The sequence below is a fragment of the Pantoea sp. FN0305 genome, from assembly GCF_050113845.1.
GTDB classification, from domain to species: Bacteria; Pseudomonadota; Gammaproteobacteria; order Enterobacterales; family Enterobacteriaceae; genus Mixta; species Mixta alhagi.
On sequence record NZ_JBNJSN010000004.1, the window covers coordinates 404,515 to 425,944 of the forward strand.

Below are 21,430 nucleotides of genomic sequence, written 5' to 3' on the forward strand. Positions count from 1 at the left end.
CTTATTTAAACATCAACTATTTAATTGTGGGGCGACCTTATTATACTGTCTAATATATTAATTATCTGAATTGATACATGTAAAGTATGAATGTCGAACTTCGTCATCTTCGTTACTTCATCGCCGTTGCGGAAGAGCTGCATTTTGGTCGTGCGGCGCTGCGATTGAATATTTCACAACCGCCGTTAAGCCAGCAGATCCAGCAGCTTGAACAGCAGGTAGGCGCTTGTTTGCTGGCGCGCACCAATCGTAGCGTTCAGCTTACCGCAGCTGGACGTCAGTTCCTGCAGGATGCGCGCGTGATCCTGTTGGATGTTGAGCAGGCGGCCAGCCGCGCCGCGCGTTTGCATCAGGGGGAGGAAGGGGAGATCCGTATCGGCTTTACCTCATCGGCACCTTTTATTACCGCCGTTTCCGATGCGCTGTTTACCTATCGTCAGCGTTTTCCGCAGGTGCATATTCAAATGCAGGAAATGAACACCCGCCAACAGCTGACGCCTTTAAGCGAAGGGCGACTGGATTTTGGCGTAATGCGTAACACGCCTCTGCCGGAAACGCTGGCATGGCAGCTGCTGCTGCGTGAGCCGCTTTGCTGCATAGTGCATCATGCGCACCCTTTGGCGAGTCAGCAAAGCGTCTCGGTTACTGCCCTGGCCAACGAACCTTTTGTTTTTTTCGATGCGCAAAGCGGCACCGCACTGTATGGCGAAACGATGGCGCTTCTGCAGCGCTACCAAATCCAGCCTTATATTACGCAGGAGGTCGGCGAGGCGATGACCATCCTTGGCCTGGTTGCCACCGGGCTGGGCATATCTATCTTGCCCGCCTCTTTTCGCCGTGCGCAACTGGCTGGCGTGGTCTGGTTGCCACTACAGGAGGCGGATGCCTGGTCGGAAATGTGGTTGGTCTGGTCAAAACAGCGTGAAATCAGTGCGCAGATGAAGCAAATGAAGTCCTTGTTGCTAAGCGAAAGCTGGCGGCGCTGAGTTTGCAGCCCATTTATTGCTTACAATGGCGGATAGCTCCCGATTTATTCACATGCGCCTTGCAATATTACTCGGCGGGCCGCAGGCCTAATCGATCACAGCCTCTCTGCCTGGTCCTGTTTTTGTGCAGTAAATCACATTCCGAATCAAATAGTTGACGCCTGTTAATATCTCATCCACCATAGCCTGAGCAGGTTTATTTTGAAGCGCGAAAATAAGTGGGAGCAGGGGTAGTGATAGCGGACAGTCAACCTGGTCATATCGACCAGATCAAGCAGACAAACGCTGGGGCTGTATATCGCCTGATCGACCAATTTGGCCCGATATCGCGTATTGAGCTTTCCCGGCGGGCTCAGCTGGCGCCAGCCAGTATCACCAAAATTGTCCGTGAAATGCTGGAAGCCCATCTGGTACAGGAAACGGAGTATCAGGAGCCGGGCAGTCGTGGTCGGCCTGCGGTTGGCCTGATTCTGGATACCGTAGCCTGGCACTATCTGGCCGTTCGTATTGGCAACGGCGAGATCACGCTGGCGCTACGCGACCTCAGCAGCGCGCTGGTTACCGAAGAGACCCGGTCGCTGCCGGTGCAGAGCGAGACGCCGCTGCTAAACCGCGTGATCCTTGAAATCGATCAGTTTTTTATCCGCCATCAGCACCAGCTGGAGCGGCTGACCGCCATCGCCATTACCTTGCCCGGTATTATTCATTCCGGCAAGGGAATGGTTCATCGCATGCCGTTTTATCAGGTCGCTGATATGCCGCTGGGGCCGGAACTGTCCGCCCATACCGGTCTGCCGGTTTATATTCAGCATGATGTTTGCGCCTGGACCATCGCTGAATCGCTGTTTGGCGCATCGCGCGGGGCCAGCGATGTTATCCAGATCGTCATCGATGACAACGTCGGCGCAGGCGTAATCACTGGCGGTCGCCTGCTGCATAACAGTCGCAGTTCGCTGGTTGAAATTGGGCACACGCAGGTGGATGCGTATGGCAAGCAGTGCTATTGCGGCAACCATGGTTGCCTGGAGACGGTCGCCAGTATCGGCAGCATTCTGGAACTGACGTCACAGCGCATGCAGACCGCGCTCAGTTCTATTCTGCATCATCAGCCGTTAACCGTGGAATCACTGTGCGATGCGGCACTGAATGGCGACCCGCTGGCGCGCGATATCATTACAGGGATTGGCAATAGCGTCGGGCGCATTCTGGCCATTATGGTCAATCTGTTTAATCCGGAAAAAATCCTGATTGGTTCTCCGCTTAACCGCGCCGCCGAGGTGCTGTATCCGGCAATCGGCGCCTCGATCCGCCAGCAGGCGCTGCCAGCTTACAGCGCCGATATCCATGTTGAACCCACCCAATTTCCCAACGTCGGCACGATGCCTGGCGCTGCGCTGGTCAAAAACGCCCTGTATAACGGTGAACTGCTTATCAAACTGTTGCAGGGCTAATCTAATTTCAGTTATCACTAAAAAATTGCGCTAACGCAAGCTGTGCAAAAGCGCGATTTCCTACACTGTGCGACATAAACCGATGATTAATGTTTAACTATTTCAGGCCGACAGCCTGCCGGAGTGTTGCTATGCTGAGTCGTCTTTTCATTACCGGTACGGATACCGCCGTCGGTAAAACAGTTGTTACACGTGCCCTGATGCAAAAACTGGCGGAAACGCACCCGGCGGTAGTGGGATATAAACCGGTAGCCAAAAGTAGCCAGATGACGGCAGACGGGATACGCAATAAAGATGCGTTGATATTACATCGTGCCTCCACGCTTGATGTGCCTTATGAAGCGATAAATCCCGTTACGCTGCTAGAAGATGAAATCAGCACCCATCGCGGCGAAGCCATTAACTATGCGTGTCTGAGCAGCGGCCTGCAGGCGCTGGAAGCGCAGGCCGATGTGGTGGTGGTGGAAGGGACCGGCGGCTGGCGCAGCCTGATGAACGATCTGCGGCCGTTATCCGACTGGGTTATTCAGGAGCAGCTGCCGGTGGTGTTAGTTGTCGGCATCAAGCTGGGTTGTATCAGTCATGCCTTACTGACGGCGCAGGCAATCATTAACGATGGTCTGCCGTTGATGGGCTGGGTCGCCAACCGCATCAATCCGGGGCTGGCGCACTATGCGGAAATTATCCAGGTACTGCAGGAGAAAATCCCGGCGCCGCTGTTAGGCGAGCTGCCTTATTTGCCACGGGCTGAAGAGCGCGAGCTGGCAGGTTATATCGATCTCTCCTCGCTTTTACTGCCGCAGGCTGTCGCCTGATTCACAGAGGGCATACGCACAGTTATCGAATAAAGCGCGGGGGCAGGAAGAAAACGCCCCACGCAAACAAGGTAATCATTTTTTGATGCGCCCTCAGGGCGCAATCGTATGTTTAGCGACTGAGTGCGCGACGCGTACGGCCTGAACTCAGATAATCAGCGATATAATCCTGCGAAATTTCGCCGCTGTAGCGGCCTTCTTCATCCACAATGGGCATCCATACCAGATTATGTTCATAGAGTTTTGACAGTACCACACGCAGGTTTTCTTCCGCTTTGCCGGTTACGGTAAAATTGTGCAGTTTCTCTTCGCAGTAGCCGCTGGCTCCGCGCGCTTCACGCCGTTTCACAAAGCCCAGCGGGCGATCGTCGCTATCAACCACGGTAATGGAGCGCATATCATTATCATCCATGATCACAAATGCTTCTGACAACGGCGTGGACCGCTTAACGGTAAGGGTTTGCTGTTGATCGGTCACGTCGCCAGCCTGGACCAGCAGCAATCGTTTCAGTGTGCGATCCTGACCGACAAAAGAGCCAACAAACTCGTTGGCCGGTTTCGCCAGGAGTTCGTCAGGCGTGGCGCACTGCACAATTTTTCCCTGACCGAATACAGCGATGCGATCGCCCAGCTTGAGCGCCTCATCGATATCGTGGCTAACCAGCATGACGGTTTTCTTTAACTGGCGTTGCATTTCCAGAAACTCGTTCTGAATCGCCTCTCGGTTAATCGGATCGACCGCACCGAAAGGCTCATCCATCAGCAGGACCGGCGGATCCGCCGCCAGCGCACGAATGACACCTATACGTTGTTGCTGTCCGCCGGACATCTCTTTCGGATAACGATGCAGAAACTTATGCGGATCGAGTGCCACCATATTCATCAGCTCGCTGGCGCGATCGCGGCAGCGTTTTTTATCCCAGCCGAGCATGCGCGGCACGACAGTGATGTTTTCTTCGATAGTCATGTTAGGGAACAGGCCAATCTGCTGAATCACGTAGCCGATATTGCGGCGCAGGGTAACGGTATCCTGAGTGCTGGTATCTTCACCGTTAATGGTAATTTTACCGCTGGTTGCCGGAATCAAACGGTTTATCATTTTCAGCGTAGTGGTTTTCCCGCAGCCGGACGGACCAAGCAGCACGCACATTTCTCCCGCTGGCACGTGCAGGTTGACATTATCCACCGCATTAAACGTCGTGCCATTTTTCTGAATGAAGGTTTTAGTCAGGTTTTCCAGCTTTATCATTATCGAATCCCCTTCGGTGTCAGCACCAGCTGCAAGCGATGCAACAGCCAGTCAAGAATAATTGCCAGGAAGCAAATCAGCACTGCGCCTGCGATCAGCATACGAATATCGCTGCCGCTAATGCCGTCCAGCAACAGCAGGCCCAAACCGCCAGCACCAATAATTGCCGCAATCGCCATAACGCCTACGTTCATCACCACTGCCGTACGAATACCGCCGAAAATAATCGGCAGGGCAAGCGGGATTTCCACCCAGCGCAGGCGCTGCCAGAAGGTCATGCCGATACCGCGCCCGGCTTCGCGCAGGCCAGGCGGCAGACTTTCCAGCGCGGTATGGGTATTGCGTACAATCGGCAGCAGGGAATAGAGGAATACCGCTGTAATCGCCGGCACCACGCCAATACCCTGACCAATAAGGGAAAAAAGTGGGATCATCAGACCAAACAACGCGATCGAAGGGATAGTAAGCACAATGGTGGCGATCCCCAGCACCGGGGTCGCCAGCCATTTAAAGCGCACAATTAAAATGCCCAGCGGCACGCCGGCCAGAATAGCGCAGCCAACCGCCACCAGAACCAGCCACAGATGTTGCCAGCTAAGGGCGACGAGGTGAGGCCAGTTGTCGATCATATAGTGAATCGTATCCATAGCATCTCCTTACAGCATGCCTTTAGACTGCAGAAAATCGCGGGCGACCTGCTGCGGTGACTGATGATCGATATCGACCCGTTTGTTGAGTTCGGTAATTACGTCATCTGTGATCAATGCAGAAAGCTGATTGAGCGCCTCCGCCAGACCTGGATTCGCCTCCAGTACCTCTTTACGCACCAGCGGCGTCACGTTGTAGCTGGGAAAGAAATGCTTATCATCCTCCAGAATTTTCAGGTCGAAGCCTTTTACCCGTCCGTCGGTGGTATACACCAGTCCGGCCTCGACAAAACCGTCGCGAATGGCGTTATACACCAGCCCCGGATCCATCTGGCGGATTTGCGGACGATCCAGCGTTAATCCATACAGTTTTTGCAGCGGCTTCAGACCATCGGCGCGCCCGGCAAACTCCAGGTCCAGACCCAGCATCCAGTTATGGTCCGGATCCTGTTTGCGGATCTGCTCAATACGCGCCACCAGCTGTGAAACCGTGGTGATATGCTCTTTTTCGGCGCGTTGACGCTGCATGGCAAAAGCGTAGGTGTTATTCATGGGTGCCGGATTAAGCCAGATCAGACCTAATTTGCCATCCAGACGCTTTACCGTTTGGTAGGCCTGCTCAGAGGACATCCGGGTTGTAATATGATTAAAGACAATCAGTGAGGCGCCGGTATATTCCCAGGTCATGTCGATCTGTTTGTTCAGCATTGCGCTGCGCCCGATCGACACCGGGATATTCGTTTTAGGGATCACCTGAAAGCCTTTTTTATTCAGCCACAGCGTGGTCATTGCTGACAAAATATGTTGTTCGGTAAAGCCTTTGGTAGCCATGGTAATCGGTGCGGCCTGCACGGAGGAGAGGCATAGTAATAGCGTCGCCAGCAGCGTGCCCAGCGCCCGAGTCAAAACAGAAATAGTCATAAGGCTCCTTTTTACAGCGCATGTGGGCTTAACCAGCGACCCAGAGCCGCCAGCAGCATATCCAGAATCAGCGCAAACAGCGCCGTCGCCACCGCGCCTAAAATCAGGACAGGAAAGTCATTGAGGTAGATCCCAGGGAAGATCAGCTCGCCGTAGCTGCTGGCGCCAATCAGGAACGCCAGCGGCGCGGTGCCAACGTTAATTGCCATCGCGATGCGAATACCGGAAAGGATCACCGGACAGGCGTTAGGCAGCTCTACCTGACGCAGACGCTGCATTTTTGTCATGCCGATGCCGTTGGCGGCTTCCCGCAACGATTCCGGTACGCCAATCAATCCTGCATAGGTGTTACGCACAATAGGTAATAGCGAAGCAAGAAACAGCGCGAAAATCGCCGGCCGATCGCCAATGCCGATCACTACCATCGCCAAAGCCAGCACCGCTAGCGGCGGCAGCGTATTGCCGACATTAAAAATCTGCATAATGTATTCCGCCCAGCGGCGCATATAAGGACGACTGAGTAAAATACCGCTGGGAATGCCGACCAATAGAGCGAACAGCATCGACCAACCCACCAGCCAGAGATGTTGCCTGCCAAGGTAAATTAAATCGACCTGACGCGCTTTAATCACCTCAGGGCCGACACCGTAAATCAACAGCGCAGCCACCAGCGCTATCACCAGCAACGCCAGAATGATTCGCTTAATCGCGGGGGAAAAATGCATGAACAGCGTTCTCCTGGGGATGACCTGAAGCGCATCCCTGCAGGATGGCTCAATTGTTATATTAATCCGTGTGCATAGCGCCGTGGAAAGCGGTACGCGTCAGCGACGCCGGACGATAAAGATAAAGTGCTGATTTTTACGTCTTTATCAGCAAAAAAAACGTGGTGCCTTAAATCTATAGCAGCGCGCAGACGGGTTCGCCAGTTTTGCGGCAGGATCAGCAGGATAGTTTTTCCCGGCAAGGGGAGAAAACATGTTTTCAAACGCCAGCGGCAGACAGGAAACAACCAAAGCAAACTTAAGTGACAACGTCACTTAAGGGAGTGTACGCAATGCGCCGCGTTGGGCTACGCTTAGGAAATTAACAGGAAGGGAAAACATGTCAGAAGCTCAACATCAGACGGTCGCACACCGTCACTGGATTTTAATTGCCTGTATGCTGGCGATGTTTATGGCGGCAATTGAAGTCACTATTGTCGCGACGGCGATGCCCACCATCATTGCTCAACTGGGCGGCTTTTCGCAATTTGGCTGGGTTTTTTCCATTTACCTGCTAACTCAGGCGGTAAGCGTACCGATCTATGGGCGGCTCGCCGATCTGTGGGGACGTAAACGCATGTTCCTGATCGGCGCCTCGCTGTTTTTACTGGGTTCGGTGCTGTGCGGCATGGCGCACAGTATGACCTGGCTTATTCTGTTCCGTGCTTTTCAGGGGCTGGGTGCAGGAGCGATTATGCCGATCACCTCGACTATTGTGGCGGACATTTATTCGCCTCGCGAGCGGGCGGGCATTCAGGGCTGGCTTTCCAGCGTCTGGGGCGTTGCGGCGATTATCGGCCCGCTGAACGGCGCCTGGATTGTGCAACATTTCAGCTGGTCGCTGGTTTTCTGGGTTAACGTACCCTTGGGCATTATTTCAATGCTGATGCTGGCGCGCTGGCTGCCGGCGCATCAACAACCTTCAGAGCAGAGCCTTAACGTATCCGGCAGCGCCTGGCTGATGCTAAGCGTCAGCGCGCTGCTGGTTGCGCTGCTTCAGGCTGAGGCGCTGGGCTACTGGCTGTTGTTGTTTCTGGCCGTGGCGTTAATCGCCGGTTTTATTCTGCTGCACCATGAAAAAAAAGCCGAGGCGCCGCTGTTTCCGCTGGCTATCTGGCGGAGCCGGGTCATTGTTGCCGGTAATGCCGGGAATTTGATTATTGGCGCGGCGATGATGGGCATCAGCGCCTTTTTGCCCACCTGGATTCAGGGCATCAATGGCGGTTCGCCGTTGCAGGCGGGCAGCGCGCTGGCCATGATGTCGATTGGCTGGCCGCTTGCCAGTACCTTTAGCGGCCGTCTGATGCTGCATACCTCTTATCGTTTTACCGCTCAGCTGGGCGCGCTGTTATTGATTGCGGGCACGGCGCTGCTGTTGACGCTGCATGCCGGGAGCAGCCTGTTGCAGGCTGGCTTTGCCGCTTTTGTGATTGGTACCGGAATGGGCATGACCAGCACCACCTTTTTGGTCTCGGTTCAGAATAGCGCCGATTTCGCTATTCGCGGTATCTGCACCGCCTCGATTATGTTTAGCCGCATGCTTGGCTCCGCATTGGGTACAGCCATTATGGGCGCGGTACTCAATTATAATTTGCTGCTGCGGTTGCCTGACGCGCAGGATCCGGTGCAGCAAATTATGTCGCCGGAGCGGCGGCAGGCGTTAGACGGGGGCACCCTGCATCAGATGACGCTGCATATCGCTGCTTCGCTGCACTGGGTATTTATTGTCTCGCTGGTGATTGCCGTTGGCAGCCTGTTTATCGCCTGGACCATGCCACGACGCAGACCGGAATAGGAACGCGTGAAACAAGAATCTTAACCCTATTCACTATTGAAAAGTACCGGTACAAATAACCGGTAACTATCAGCTTAAATGTGATTAATAATTCGCTTGAGAAAAAACAGGCGCCGTTCAGGCGCCTTGAGGATAAATCAGGAAGCGGGGGCATCCTGTGCGGTACCGGCATCGGCAGGCACGTTAGTTTCACCGTCGACGCCGGTACGTTTATAAACGATTTTCTGTGAGTCGTTGTCACAATGTCCAACCACCTGGCCACCGGCAGCCTCAGCCTGATCGTTAGGCACAATATCCAGCGTAAAGCCTGATTCAGGCACGCCGTTATTGATGATCTTCTGACTAATATCCGCTTTTACCGATTCGCACGATGCCTGGGCTGCCAGCGGAGCAACAACCAACAGGGCGCTTAACATCCACTTCTTCGCTCTCATCACATCATCCTTTTGCAATAAAACCAGCGGTAACTATAGCAGCAAAGTAAGATCAGGGTGTTACGGGGCGTCCGGTGCGTCGATCCAGGCAGCGTAGGGTATTGGCTTCCCAGTATGCGTTGACGTTATAGCTTTTTTCACAGGCGTCACGGCTATCAAAGGCACGATCGGTTTTATCAAACTCTTTTTCGACGCGGCTGTTGAGCTTTTTACGCAGCATGCGCGTGTCATCCCACTGTTCTTTATTTTGACGCGCTTCTTCATTGCTTAACGCATTACTTCCGTTTTCAATGATCAAACGCTCGGTGCGCGCCTGGGCCGACGCAGATGACAGCGCCAAAGCGCTGAACAGCGTAAACGGAAGCAGAGCGACAGCCAGACGGGTAAATAATGTTTGCATCATCGGTTCCTTATCTTTATGGCAACCTGCCATGAGGTGATACCGCTTTTAGTATATCATCGTCGCTTGTTTACTCACCAGCGAGCCAGACGCTTCGTTTAGCTTTGAGAACGCTTTTTTATGATCAAAACCACGCTGCTTTTTTTTCTTACCGCACTGGCGGAAATTGTGGGCTGTTTTCTTCCCTGGCTGTGGCTAAAAAAGGGCGCGTCGGCGCTGCTGCTGGTTCCGGCGGCACTGAGCCTGGCGGCTTTTGTCTGGCTGCTGACGCTGCATCCCGCCGCCAGCGGGCGCGTTTATGCGGCTTACGGCGGCGTTTATGTGGTCACGGCGTTGCTGTGGTTGCGCTGGGTGGATGGCGTACGCTTAAGCTACAGCGACTGGCTGGGCGCGGCGGTGGCTTTCTGCGGCATGCTGATTATTGTGGCGGGATGGGGCAAAGCGTAACCTTACGCCGGGCAACTAAACCTGAGGAAATCAATCAGGCTTAGTTGCCATACACCTCGCAGTGCCAGAGCCGGACGGATGTTCGTCCGCCTCTGGCGTCAGGATTCTTTCGCCACTTTTAGCCCGGCGGTGGTCTGGCTAACCGGCATCATTTCCAGCGTATTAATGTTCACATGCGCTGGCAACGTCGCCACCCAATATACTGCTTCGGTCACATCTTCTGGCGTCAGCGCGGTAGTACCGGCATACACACTTTCCGCCCGACTATCATCGCCTTTAAAGCGCACGTTGGAAAACTCGGTGCCGCCCACCAGGCCTGGCTCGATGTCAGTCACACGCAGCGCTGTGCCGTGCAGATCGGTGCGTAAATTCAGGCTGAACTGACGTACAAAGGCTTTAGTTGCGCCATATACGTTGCCGCCCATATAAGGCCAGTTACCGGCAACCGAGCCGAGATTAATAATATGCCCGGTATTACGCTCTACCATGCCAGGCAACAGCGCGCGGGTCATGTACACCAGCCCTTTATTATTGGTATCGATCATGGTTTCCCAGTCGTCGATGCTGGCCTGATGGGCAGGTTCCACACCCAGCGCCAGTCCGGCGTTGTTAACCAGAATATCGACCTGTTGCCATTCAGCCGGCAGAGTAGCCAGCGCAGCATCGATTGCAGCACGATCGCGGACATCGAATTGCAGGGTATACAAATTTTCACCCAGTTCAGCCTTTAGCGCATCCAGACGATCCTGGCGACGTCCGTTAGCAATCACTTTATGTCCTGCTGCGATAAAACGACGGGCGATCGATTGACCAAAACCGGCAGTCGCACCGGTAACAAAGATTATCATCTCGCTGTTCCTTAACAGGTTTTTCAGGATAATTACCATAACACTTCGTTTTGCTGCTGCCCAGTACCGGTTAATGATGAACAAAAAGCACTGTACTGGTGCGCATTGCACCAAAAGTTTGCCGACATAACAGGTCGTTCAGACGTTCCGGCAGGGGCTATCTGAAAGGCCTGGGAAATATTAACGCTTTAAAGGCAGGCAAGCGTTTGCGCAATCGTTTGGGATAGACAGAATGAGTGTTATTTATGATAAATCATTGATTTTAAATATATTTAAACAAATAACCGGCTGGCATAACTCTTGCAGTTTGCTAAATACCCGCTCATTTGCCATAACGAAAATTTGGGTTAAGGAAGCTTTATGTCTGTGCCAGCCACTGAAACTTACGCCATCCGCAGTAGCTTTTTTGATATAACCGCTACGGTCAGCAATCCACAGGAGATCGAGCAACGGGCACGCTATATTGAAGACGGCCTGCTGCTGATCACAGCGGGAAAAATTGCCAGCCTGCGCCCGTGGCTGGAAGCGGAGGGCAGATTGCCTGCCAATTGCCCCATGCTCGATCGACGCGGAAGCCTGATCGTTCCCGGTTTTATCGACTGCCATATCCACTATCCGCAAACCGAAATGGTCGCTGCTTTTGGTGAACAGCTGCTGAGCTGGCTGGAAAACTACACCTTCCCGGTTGAAGGGCAATACCATTCAGCCGGGCACGCAGCAACAATGGCCGCCTTCTTTTTACAACAGCTGCTCAGCAACGGCACCACCAGCGCGCTGGTTTTTGGTACGGTGCATCCCGAGTCAGTTGAGGCGCTGTTCCAGGCGGCGGAACAGCGTGCGATGCGCATTATTGCCGGTAAGGTGATGATGGATCGCAACGCGCCAGATTATCTGCTGGAAACCCCGGAGCAGAGCTATCAGCAAACGCGCGCACTGATCCAGCGCTGGCACAAGCGTGGCCGCCTGGGATATGCGCTCACGCCACGTTTTGCGCCGACTTCATCACCAGAACTGCTGGAAAAAGTCACGCAGCTTCATCAGGAGTTTCCTGATACCTGGATCCATACCCATCTGGCGGAAAACCCGCAGGAGGTGGCGTGGGTGAAAAAGCTGTTTCCGCAGCAGGCAGGCTATCTTGATGTCTATCACCATTATCAGCTGACCGGCCCGCGCAGCATCTTTGCGCACTGTTTACACCTGGAGCCTGAAGAGTGGCGCTGCCTGCATCAGACCGATTCCGCCATCGCCTTTTGTCCAACCTCGAACCTGTTTCTTGGCAGCGGACTGTTTAATTTACAACGCAGCTGGCAGCAGCCGATCAAACTTGGTATCGGCACGGATATTGGCGCGGGCACCACCTTCAGCATGCTGCAGACGCTGGGCGAAGCCTATAAGGTCAGTCAGCTGCAGAACTATAAGCTGCATGCCAGCGAAGCTTTCTATCACGCCACGCTGGGCGGCGCACGGGCGCTAAGCCTGGATCATCTGATTGGTAACTTTATGCCCGGTAAGGAGGCAGACTTCGTGGTGCTGCAGCCTGAAGCTACGCCGCTGCAGAAAATGCGCTGGCAAAACAGCCGCGACATCTGGGAAAAACTGTTTGTGCTCATGACGCTTGGCGACGATCGTACTATCGCCGAAACCTGGGTAAACGGCCAGCTTGCCTGGCAACAACCCCATCAAGAGGCAGCGATATGATCCAGTTCCTGCTCAACCAGACGCTGGTAAGTGAGCATCAGATTGATGCAAATACCACGGTGCTGAACTATTTGCGCCAGCAAAAAGGGCGCTGCGGTACAAAAGAGGGCTGTGCCTCGGGCGACTGTGGCGCCTGTACCGTTACGCTGGGCAGCGTGGTGGATGGCAAAATGCGCTATGAGACAGTTAACAGCTGCCTGTTGCCGATTGGCGCGCTGGATGGCAAACAGCTGATCACCGTAGAGGATCTACGCCAGGGCGACCAACTGCACAGCGTGCAACAGGCGATGGTTAACTGTCACGCCTCGCAGTGCGGTTTCTGTACGCCAGGCTTTGTTATGTCGCTGTTTACACTACAAAAAAACAGCAACGGCTGGGATCGCCAACAGGCGGAAAGCGCGCTGGCGGGCAATCTCTGTCGCTGTACTGGCTATCGGCCTATTGTGGAAGCAGCGCGCATCGCCTGCAACCAACCGGAAAAAGACAGCTTTAGCCAGCGCGAGCAGGAGACCATCATGCGTCTGCAGGCGCTGCATCAGCACGCTATGAGTGACGTTGTCACTGAGTCTGTTCGCTGTGTGATACCCGAATCCTGTGCGCAGTTGGCAAGCTTTTATCTGGAAAACCCACAGGCGGTGCTGCTGGCTGGCGGTACCGATCTGATGCTACGGATTACCCAACAATATCAAAAGCTGCCGCTGATGATTGCGCTGGAAAGGGTAGAGGAACTTCGGCAGTGGCAGGAAACACCGGAAGCGATTGTGATTGGCGCAGCCGTGCCGCTCAGCGTTTGTCAGCAGCGCCTGCAAACCACCATCCCGATTTTTAGTGAAATGCTGCACCGCTTTGCTTCATTACAAATTCGCAATCGCGGCACGCTGGGCGGCAACATCGCCAATGCTTCGCCGATCGGCGATTGCTCACCAATGCTGCTGGCGCTGGGCGCATCGCTGATTTTGCAGCAGGGGGAACGCCTGCGTCAGCTGCTGCTTGATCAGTTTTTCCTCGGCTACCGGCGTACGGCGCTGGAAAGCGGCGAGTTTATTCGCGCCATCCATATTCCCAGAGTGACACTGTCACCTGATTTTCGCGCCTGGAAAGTTTCAAAACGCCGTGAGGATGACATTTCTGCGGTATTTGCCGCTTTTAATCTCAAACGAGATCACGGTGTGATCACCGAAGCGCGGCTGGCGTATGGCGGCATGGCCGGGGTACCGCGACGCGCTTCCGCCTGCGAAGCCGCGCTCCTTGGACAGACAATGTCAGCGACCACGCTGGAAAATGCCTGTCGGGCGCTGGAACAGGATTTTCAGCCGCTAAGCGATGCGCGAGCCAGCGCCGCCTGGCGCATGCAGCTGGCGAAAAATCTGCTGCGCCGCTATTTCCATCAGCTGAACGGCGAACTGGCCGTGAGCGAGGTATCCCACTATGTCTCATAATCGTCCGCCGGTTAAGCAAGAGGTTCTTGAAGCACAGTATCTGGCTGGCATCCAGCACGGCGTTGGCCGCGATCGGCAGCATGAAAGTGCGGAAAAGCACGTTAGCGGCGAAGCGCAATATATTGATGACCGGTTAGCCTTTCCGGGTCTGTTGCACCTTTGCCCACGTCTGAGCGATCAGGCGCATGCGCGTATCCTGCATATCGATACCGCAGCCTGTTATGCCATTCCCGGCGTGATTGAGGTTTTCACCTGGCGCGACGTGCCCGGCGAGCTGGATATTGGTGCGCTGGAGCCGGGCGATCCGCTGCTGGCGCGCGACACGGTCTGTTATGTGGGACAGATAGTGCTGGTTGTGGCGGCGGAAAGCGAAGAGGCAGCACGGCGGGGCGCGGCAGCTGGCCATATTGAATATGCGCCTTTGCCGGCAATTCTTGATGTGGAAACGGCTCTGGCACAGCGCCATTTTGTGCAGGAGCCGCATATCCATCAGCGTGGCGATGTCGATACCGCGCTGGCACGTGCGCCGCATCGCATTCAGGGGGCGTTTCATATCGGTGGGCAGGAGCACTTCTATCTGGAAACGCAGATCGCGCTGGTTGCACCGGGCGAGGATCGCTCTTTTCAGGTCTGGTCATCAACGCAGAATCCGACTGAAGTTCAGAAACTGGTTGCTTCAGTCATGGGCGTGGGGATGAATAACGTTACCATCGATATGCGACGCATGGGCGGCGGTTTTGGTGGCAAAGAGACCCAGGCGGCGGGTGTTGCTTGTTTATGCGCGCTGGCGGCGCATAAAACCGGGCGACCGGCAAAAATGCGTCTGGCGCGGCGTGACGATATGCATATCACCGGCAAACGTCATCCTTTCTTTGTGCGCTATGACGTGGGCTTTGATGATGACGGCCTGTTCTGCGGGGTAAACATCGAGCTGGCGGGCAACTGCGGCTATTCGCTCGATCTTTCCGGGTCAATTGTGGATCGTGCGATGTTCCATGCTGATAACGCCTATTATCTGGGCGATGCGCGCATTACCGGCTATCGCTGTCGCACCAATCTGGCTTCCAATACCGCCTATCGCGGCTTTGGCGGCCCGCAGGGCATGGTGGCGATTGAACAAATTATCGAAGCTATCGCACGCCACCGCCAGCTGGATCCGCTCACGGTACGTAAACGTAACTACTATGGACAGCAGACGCGTAATATTACCCATTATCATCAGCGGGTTGAGGATAACCTGCTGGAAGAAATTACCGCACAGCTTGAGCAGAGCGCTGATTATCAGACGCGTCGGGAAGCGGTACGGCGGTTTAACGCCGCCAGTCCGATCCTGAAACGTGGCCTGGCGCTGACGCCGGTGAAATTCGGTATCTCTTTTACCTCCAGCTTTCTAAACCAGGCCGGCGCGCTGATCCTGATTTATACCGACGGCACCGTTCAGCTGAACCACGGCGGCACCGAAATGGGCCAGGGGCTGCATACCAAGGTAGCGCAGATCGTAGCGGAAGTGTTGCAGATTGATGCAAGCGCCATTCGTATTACCGCGACCGATACCGGCAAAGTGCCCAATACCTCGCCGACGGCAGCCTCCAGCGGCACCGATCTTAATGGCAAGGCCGCTCAGCACGCGGCGGAAATTTTGCGCCAGCGACTGACGGAGATGCTGTGTCGCCTGCATCAGTGCCAGCCGCAGGAGGTAAGCTTCAGCAACGGCATCGTGCGGGTGAAGCAGCACTATTTTACCTTTAGTCAGGTCGCGCAGCTCGCCTGGCTGAATCAGGTGCCGCTGTCTGCCACTGGCTACTATCGTGTTCCCGGTATTCATTACGATCGTGAGGCGGGACGCGGTCAGCCCTTTTATTATTTCTCTTACGGCGCGGCCTGTAGCGAAGTACTTATTGATACCTTAACCGGTGAATATCGCCTGCTGCGTGCAGATATTCTGCACGACGTCGGTGCATCGCTGAACCCGGCTATTGATGTGGGGCAGGTCGAAGGAGGCTTTGTACAGGGCATGGGCTGGCTAACCTGCGAAGAGCTGGTCTGGGATAGCCAGGGACGCCTGATGACCGATGGACCGGCCAGCTACAAAATCCCTACCCTGGGCGATCTGCCTGACGATCTGCGCGTGACGCTGCTGGAAAACCGTAAAAATCCTCAGCAGACGGTATTTCATTCCAAAGCGGTGGGCGAACCGCCGTTTATGCTGGGTGTTTCCGTCTGGGTCGCACTACAGGATGCGATAGCCAGCGTGGCCGACTATCGTCAGCATCCGCATCTGGATGCGCCCGCCACGCCAGAAAAGGTTTTCTGGGCGGTAAACCGGCTGGCGGGAGAAAGTAATGCTTGCTCATGAGTGGATTGAAACGCTGCAGCGGCTACGAGCGCAGCGTCAGTCGTGCGTGCTGATTACCGTGCTTAACGAGCGCGGTTCAGTGCCGCGCGATCGCGGCAGCAAAATGATCGTGACGGCGGATGGGCAGTTTTTTACCATCGGCGGCGGACACCTGGAATTTCAGTGTATTGAGATAGCACGCAATGTGCTGATGCAGGGCCGCGAAAGTCTGCACAGCGAACAGTTCAGCCTGGGCGCGCGGCTGGGGCAGTGCTGCGGTGGTAGCACCAACATTTTGTTTGAGCCGCTGCTTTATGTACAGCCGCAGATCGCTGTTTTTGGTGCGGGACACGTCGGCCAGGCGCTGGTCACGCTGCTGGCGACGTTACCCTGTCACATACAGTGGTTCGATCAGCGTGCAGAGCTGTTCACGCAGGTGCCAGCTGGCGTCAGCGTCTGTCAGGTAGAAGAGCCGGTGGAGTATGTGTCGCAGCTGCCGCCAGAGAGCTATTTTGTAGTGATGACGCATCATCATCCGCTCGACCTGGCGCTGTGCGAGGCCATTCTGCGCCGCGATGACTATCGTTATGCCGGGGTCATTGGTTCAAATACCAAGCGTCAGCGCTTTGAGTATCTTTTGAGCGGCAAAGGATTCAGCCAGCAGCAGCTGGCGCGCCTGCGCTGTCCGGTAGGGCTGCCGCAGGTCAAGGGCAAACTGCCGGCGGAAATTGCCGTCGCCGTAGCGGCAGAAATTATCGCCGTTTATCAACAGACGCAGAATGCTGGCACCATCGGTTAACTGCGCTTATGATTCTGACTTTACAGGCAAGGAACAGGAGAGTAAGGATATGCGGTTATCGGTGTTATTTTTGGCCATTGGCCTGGCGCTGAGCGGCTCAGCTCAGGCAGCCGGTGCGACGGCGAATCACGATCAGGAGAAGACCATGTCCGGCGAACAGCACAATCCCTTCAGTCAGCCCAGCGCTCTGCCTTTTCAGGCACCGCCTTTCGACCGTATTAAGGACAGCGATTATCTTCCTGCGATTGAAGCGGGTATCCGCGATAAGCAGCAAGAAGTGGCGCGTATCGCCAACGATCCGCAGCCGCCTACTTTTGAAAATACCTATGTGGCGCTGGAGAAAAGCGGCCAGATGCTGAAGCGGGTGTTAAACGTGTTCGGCGCCATGACTTCTGCCAATACCAACGACGAATTACAAAAAATTGATGAAGAAACGGCTCCCAAACTGGCGGCGCTGGACGATGAAATCCACCTTAACAGCAAACTTTTTGCCCGCCTTGATGCGGTTTATCAGCAGCGCGACAAGCTTCAGCTGGATGCGGAATCCCGTCGTCTGGTTGACGTTATCTGGCAGTCGTTCCAGCTGGCTGGAGCCAGCCTGAGCGACCAGCAAAAAACCGAACTCAAGGCGCTGAATCAGGAAGCGGCGACGCTGAGTACCCAGTTTACTAATCGTCTGCTTGCGGCTACCAAAGCAGGCGGTCTGCTGATTAAAGATAAGGCGGCGCTGGCTGGCCTGAGCGAAGGTGAAATCGCGGCCGCCGCCGAAGCAGCCGGTGCGCGCGGCCTGAAAAACCAGTGGCTGCTGGCGTTGCAAAACACCACCCAGCAACCGGAACTGCAAAGCCTGTCGGATCGACAGACGCGTGAAGCGCTGTTCAACGCCTCCTGGCAGCGCGCGGAAAAAGGCGATGCCAACGATACACGTCAGCTGATTGCGCGTCTGGCTGCGGTACGGGCGCAGCAGGCGAAGCTGCTGGGCTTCGACAGCTACGCCGCATGGAAGCTGCAGGATCAGATGGCGAAAACCCCGCAGGCGGCGCTGGACTTTATGCGCAATATCGTTCCGGCCGCCACAGCACGCGCGCAGCGCGAAGCGGCTGATATTCAGGCGGTGATTGACCAGCAGCAGGGCGGCTTTAAGCTGGCGCCCTGGGACTGGACCTTTTACGCAGAGCAGGTGCGTCGCGCTAAATACGATCTCGACGAATCACAAATTCGCCCTTATTTCGAACTGAACAACGTGCTGGAAAACGGCGTATTTTATGCGGCCAACCAGCTTTACGGCCTGACCTTTAAGCAGCGTAACGATTTGCCGGTTTATCAGCCTGACGTACGTGTCTATGAAGTGTTTGATAAGGATGGCTCCTCGCTGGCGCTGTTCTATACCGATTTCTTCAAGCGTGATAACAAAGGTGGCGGGGCGTGGATGAGTAACTTCGTCGACCAGTCGAAGCTGCTGGGAACCAAACCGGTGATTTATAACGTCGCTAACTTCAGCAAACCGGCGGCGGGCCAGCCTGCGCTGCTGTCGTGGGACGATGTGATTACAATGTTCCATGAATTTGGTCATGCGCTGCACGGAATGTTTGCCGATCAGCAATATCCGAGCCTGTCCGGCACCGAAACCCCGCGTGATTTCGTGGAATTTCCGTCACAGTTTAACGAGCACTGGGCCAGCGATGATAAGGTGTTTAAACACTTTGCCCGCCACTATCAGAGCGGCGAACCCATGCCGCAGACGCTGCACGATAAGATCCTGAAAGCCAATAAGTTCAATAAAGGCTACGACATGACCGAGCTGCTGGCGGCGGCGCTGCTGGATATGCACTGGCACAGTCTTCGCGCCGGAGACGCGCAGCCAGATGTGGATGCTTTCGAGCAGAACGCACTGGCGCAGGATAAGGTCAACCTGCCGCAGGTGCCGCCGCGCTACCGCTCCAGTTATTTCCAGCATATCTGGGGCAACGGCTACGCGGCAGGCTATTATGCCTATCTGTGGACCGAGATGCTGGCGGATGACGGCTTTGCCTGGTTTAAAGAGCACGGCGGCCTGACGCGTGAAAACGGCCAGCGCTTCCGCAATATGATTTTGTCACGCGGCAACAGCAGCGATTTAAAGCAGCTCTATCATGACTGGCGCGGTCACGATCCTGACATCGAACCGATGCTGATCAACCGGGGGCTGAAGGAAGCACCTTAAACCGCCTCCTCATCATCAGGGGAAAAAGGGCAGCAATGCCCTTTTTTCCATCTGAAAACAGTCGTTTGATGTACAATAACGTTCAGGCACCAGGCTAACCTAAAAGGACGTTCCACATGCAAAAAAACTGTTTCTGGCGCTATTCGCTGCTGGCCGGATTGTTTTCGTTATGGTCGCTCAGCGCGATGGCTGATGAAGCCACTCTGACGCAAAAGTTGGCCGGACTGGAGAAAGCCAGCGGCGGGCGGCTGGGGGTGGCATGGATTGATGGCGATCGACGCTACGGCTATCGCGCCAATGAACGTTTTCCTTTGACCAGCACTTTTAAAGCGTTGGCGGTATCGGCCATTCTGCATAAAAGCGTCAGCCAGCCCGGTTTGCTGGAGAAAAAGGTGATGATCAACAACGCGGACAATGTTCCCTGGACGCCCGTCACCGGTAACTATATCGGCAAGGCCATGAGCATTGGCGCGCTGTGCGCCGCCGCCATTGAATACAGCGATAATCTGGCGGCCAATTACCTGCTGCATGAGCTGGGCGGCCCGCAGGGCGTTACCGCATGGGCGCGTCAGCTGGGCGACCGGATAACCCGGCTCGATCGCTACGAGCCCGATTTAAACAGCGCGGTGCCGGGCAATCAACGCGATACCAGCACGCCAGCGGCAATGGCATCTAACCTGAATCAGCTGGCGCTGGGCGATATCCTGCCGGTAAAGCAGCGCCAGATGTTTAACCGCTGGTTAAAACAGAACACCACCGGCGATGAGAGTATTCGTGCTGGCGTACCCGAGGGCTGGGTGGTTGGCGATAAGACTGGCGCCGGTGATTATGGCACCACCAACGATCTGGCCGTGCTCTGGCCTGATAAAGCACAGCCGAAAATTTTAGCCATCTACTTTACCCAGCCGCAGCGAAAAGCTGCCAGTAATAAAGCGGTGCTGGCCGCCGCCACGCGTGCGGTTATCGCTGAACTTCACCCATAACGGGCCGGGCCTGAAGCCCGGCTTTTCACGCCAGCGGGCCGCCGACAATGGTCTCCTGCATACCGCTCAGGATCCGTTCGCCGGTTTCCCGCTTCAGTTCTTCATACCAGGCAAGCGTTACCTCAGGCTGTTTACCGTGGGTCACATCGCAGCGTTTACGCGCCTTCAGCACCAGATCTTTGACGCGATCCGCGCGGCGAGCCTCATAGCGCCGCAGCGCATCCTCGATGCCCAGCGAGTGCGCCTGAAGCGTTAATGCCAGCACCACCGCATCTTCCATTGCGGCGCAGCCGCCCTGGCCAATATCCGGCGTAGTGCTGTGTCCGGCATCGCCCAGGAGCGCAACCCGACCTTTGACCAACTGCGGGAAAGGATCGATATCATGAATTTCAATACGGTTGGTGGTTTCCGGGTTAATCACGGCGATCAACGTCTGCACCGGTTCGGCCCAGCCGCTAAAATAGCGGGTTAAGTCCGCTTTTACAGTGCTGCGATCTTCCGCCAGCCCCTGCGGCAACGGCACATCAAAGAAAAAGTAAAAGCGGTTGCCGCTGACCGGCATCAAAGAGACGCGTTTGCCTTCACCGACAAAGGTGGTCCACTGATCGGCGGGAGCAATGGTTTCATCAATGCTCACCAGACCGTTCCAGTTAACGTAGCCGGCATAACGCCGCTCAGCGCGCTGACCGGTTACCGAGGGGCGGATTACCGAATGCGTGCCGTCGGCAGCGATCAAAAAATCGCCGCGCGCTTCGCTACCATCCTCAAACCAGGCGGTAACGCCCGTGGCGTCCTGTTCAATATGGCTGACGCGTTTGCCGAAATTAACGCGCTGTGCGCCGTAGCGATCGAGCAGCATCGCCTGCAAATCAGCGCGCGCTACCGGATAGGGACGTTCACCAACGCTTTCCACCAGCGGCATCATGGAGAAGCGGGTAAGGGTTTGTCCGTGCCGGAAATCGTTATAGGCCATAAAAGCCATATTGCCGCCCAGCGCCTGCAGCTGCGCTTTCAAACCCAGGAAGTTCAGGCATTTAACGCCGTTTGGCCAGATGGAAATCGCCGCGCCTACCGGGCGAATGGTTTTTACCGCTTCGTACACCTCGGTTTGATAACCGCTCTGTTCCAGCGCCAGCGCTGCGCACATCCCGCCAATACCGCCACCGATTACGATCGCTTTCATTGCTCTCTCCTTGCTGTTGATAGCAGGAAACTG

At 55.3% G+C, this 21,430-nt stretch carries 19 protein-coding genes; 11 read left to right on the forward strand and 8 right to left on the reverse strand.

The features are described from left to right. Window positions 1–86: 86 nt before the first annotated feature. From ACQE3Y_RS10925 to bioD, 3 genes are all read left to right on the forward strand, one after another. Window positions 87–986, forward strand: a complete 900-nt coding sequence (locus ACQE3Y_RS10925; protein WP_426981645.1) for a LysR substrate-binding domain-containing protein — start codon at window positions 87–89, stop codon at window positions 984–986. Window positions 987–1,219: 233 nt separating this feature from the next. Then, complete coding sequence (gene mlc, locus ACQE3Y_RS10930; protein WP_426972645.1) at window positions 1,220–2,437, forward strand: sugar metabolism global transcriptional regulator Mlc; 1,218 nt, start codon at window positions 1,220–1,222, stop codon at window positions 2,435–2,437. Window positions 2,438–2,568: 131 nt separating this feature from the next. Further along, window positions 2,569–3,252, forward strand: a complete 684-nt coding sequence (gene bioD / locus ACQE3Y_RS10935; protein ID WP_426972643.1) for a dethiobiotin synthase — start codon at window positions 2,569–2,571, stop codon at window positions 3,250–3,252. Between the two features lie 112 nt (window positions 3,253–3,364). Here bioD and osmV read toward each other — a convergent pair whose 3' ends face one another. Genes osmV through ACQE3Y_RS10955 form a run of 4 tightly spaced genes read right to left on the reverse strand, consistent with a single transcriptional unit; the run spans window position 3,365 to window position 6,794 of the window. Next, window positions 3,365–4,501, reverse strand: coding sequence for an osmoprotectant ABC transporter ATP-binding protein OsmV (osmV, locus tag ACQE3Y_RS10940; protein ID WP_426981646.1), 1,137 nt, complete (start codon window positions 4,499–4,501; stop codon window positions 3,365–3,367). Then, entirely contained in the window at window positions 4,501–5,148 is a 648-nt protein-coding gene (osmW, locus tag ACQE3Y_RS10945) for an osmoprotectant ABC transporter permease OsmW (protein WP_426972641.1), read from the reverse strand. The genes osmV and osmW overlap by 1 nt, the downstream gene beginning before the upstream one ends. A gap of 9 nt (window positions 5,149–5,157) precedes the next feature. Next, window positions 5,158–6,069: a glycine betaine ABC transporter substrate-binding protein gene (locus ACQE3Y_RS10950; RefSeq protein ID WP_426972639.1), complete on the reverse strand. Its 912-nt coding sequence runs from the start codon at window positions 6,067–6,069 to the stop codon at window positions 5,158–5,160. Between the two features lie 11 nt (window positions 6,070–6,080). Beyond that, window positions 6,081–6,794, reverse strand: coding sequence for an ABC transporter permease (locus tag ACQE3Y_RS10955; RefSeq protein WP_426972638.1), 714 nt, complete (start codon window positions 6,792–6,794; stop codon window positions 6,081–6,083). A gap of 379 nt (window positions 6,795–7,173) precedes the next feature. On the opposite strand from ACQE3Y_RS10955, the gene ACQE3Y_RS10960 reads away from it, so the two are divergent. After that, the gene (locus ACQE3Y_RS10960; protein WP_426981647.1) at window positions 7,174–8,628 is read left to right on the forward strand and encodes an MDR family MFS transporter; all 1,455 of its coding nucleotides are present in this window, start codon (window positions 7,174–7,176) and stop codon (window positions 8,626–8,628) included. A gap of 137 nt (window positions 8,629–8,765) precedes the next feature. Here the strand turns inward: ACQE3Y_RS10960 and ACQE3Y_RS10965 are convergent, their stop codons facing one another. Together ACQE3Y_RS10965 and ACQE3Y_RS10970 are read right to left on the reverse strand one after the other, a co-directional pair. Beyond that, a complete protein-coding gene (locus ACQE3Y_RS10965; protein WP_250652626.1) occupies window positions 8,766–9,062 on the reverse strand; it encodes a DUF1161 domain-containing protein in 297 nt (98 codons plus the stop codon). 52 nt (window positions 9,063–9,114) lie between these two features. Next, window positions 9,115–9,462 carry a DUF1283 family protein gene (locus ACQE3Y_RS10970; RefSeq protein ID WP_250652722.1) on the reverse strand — a complete coding sequence of 116 codons (348 nt, stop codon included), beginning with the start codon at window positions 9,460–9,462 and terminating at the stop codon, window positions 9,115–9,117. 120 nt (window positions 9,463–9,582) lie between these two features. Here ACQE3Y_RS10970 and ACQE3Y_RS10975 point away from each other — a divergent pair, with 120 nt between their 5' ends. Further along, on the forward strand, window positions 9,583–9,909 hold the full coding sequence (locus tag ACQE3Y_RS10975) for a YnfA family protein (protein WP_085071761.1): 327 nt from the start codon (window positions 9,583–9,585) through the stop codon (window positions 9,907–9,909). A 98-nt stretch (window positions 9,910–10,007) separates the two neighbouring features. Here the strand turns inward: ACQE3Y_RS10975 and ydfG are convergent, their stop codons facing one another. Next, entirely contained in the window at window positions 10,008–10,757 is a 750-nt protein-coding gene (ydfG, locus tag ACQE3Y_RS10980) for a bifunctional NADP-dependent 3-hydroxy acid dehydrogenase/3-hydroxypropionate dehydrogenase YdfG (protein WP_426972636.1), read from the reverse strand. A 360-nt stretch (window positions 10,758–11,117) separates the two neighbouring features. On the opposite strand from ydfG, the gene guaD reads away from it, so the two are divergent. From guaD to bla, 6 genes are all read left to right on the forward strand, one after another. After that, on the forward strand, window positions 11,118–12,455 hold the full coding sequence (guaD, locus tag ACQE3Y_RS10985; protein WP_426981648.1) for a guanine deaminase: 1,338 nt from the start codon (window positions 11,118–11,120) through the stop codon (window positions 12,453–12,455). Next, window positions 12,452–13,894: a xanthine dehydrogenase small subunit gene (gene xdhA / locus ACQE3Y_RS10990; RefSeq protein WP_426981649.1), complete on the forward strand. Its 1,443-nt coding sequence runs from the start codon at window positions 12,452–12,454 to the stop codon at window positions 13,892–13,894. Before guaD ends, xdhA begins: the two co-directional genes overlap by 4 nt. Continuing rightward, window positions 13,884–16,250 (forward strand): xanthine dehydrogenase molybdopterin binding subunit, encoded by a 2,367-nt coding sequence (xdhB, locus tag ACQE3Y_RS10995; protein WP_426981650.1) that lies wholly within the window; start codon window positions 13,884–13,886, stop codon window positions 16,248–16,250. Before xdhA ends, xdhB begins: the two co-directional genes overlap by 11 nt. Then, window positions 16,237–17,028: a xanthine dehydrogenase accessory protein XdhC gene (gene xdhC, locus ACQE3Y_RS11000; RefSeq protein WP_426981651.1), complete on the forward strand. Its 792-nt coding sequence runs from the start codon at window positions 16,237–16,239 to the stop codon at window positions 17,026–17,028. Before xdhB ends, xdhC begins: the two co-directional genes overlap by 14 nt. A gap of 49 nt (window positions 17,029–17,077) precedes the next feature. Continuing rightward, window positions 17,078–19,231, forward strand: a complete 2,154-nt coding sequence (gene dcp, locus ACQE3Y_RS11005; RefSeq protein WP_426981652.1) for a peptidyl-dipeptidase Dcp — start codon at window positions 17,078–17,080, stop codon at window positions 19,229–19,231. Window positions 19,232–19,347: 116 nt separating this feature from the next. Further along, window positions 19,348–20,214, forward strand: a complete 867-nt coding sequence (bla, locus tag ACQE3Y_RS11010; RefSeq protein ID WP_426981653.1) for a class A beta-lactamase — start codon at window positions 19,348–19,350, stop codon at window positions 20,212–20,214. A gap of 25 nt (window positions 20,215–20,239) precedes the next feature. On the opposite strand, the gene hpxO is transcribed toward bla, so the two are convergent. Beyond that, the gene (gene hpxO / locus ACQE3Y_RS11015; RefSeq protein ID WP_426981654.1) at window positions 20,240–21,397 is read right to left on the reverse strand and encodes an FAD-dependent urate hydroxylase HpxO; all 1,158 of its coding nucleotides are present in this window, start codon (window positions 21,395–21,397) and stop codon (window positions 20,240–20,242) included. Window positions 21,398–21,430 lie beyond the last annotated feature (33 nt).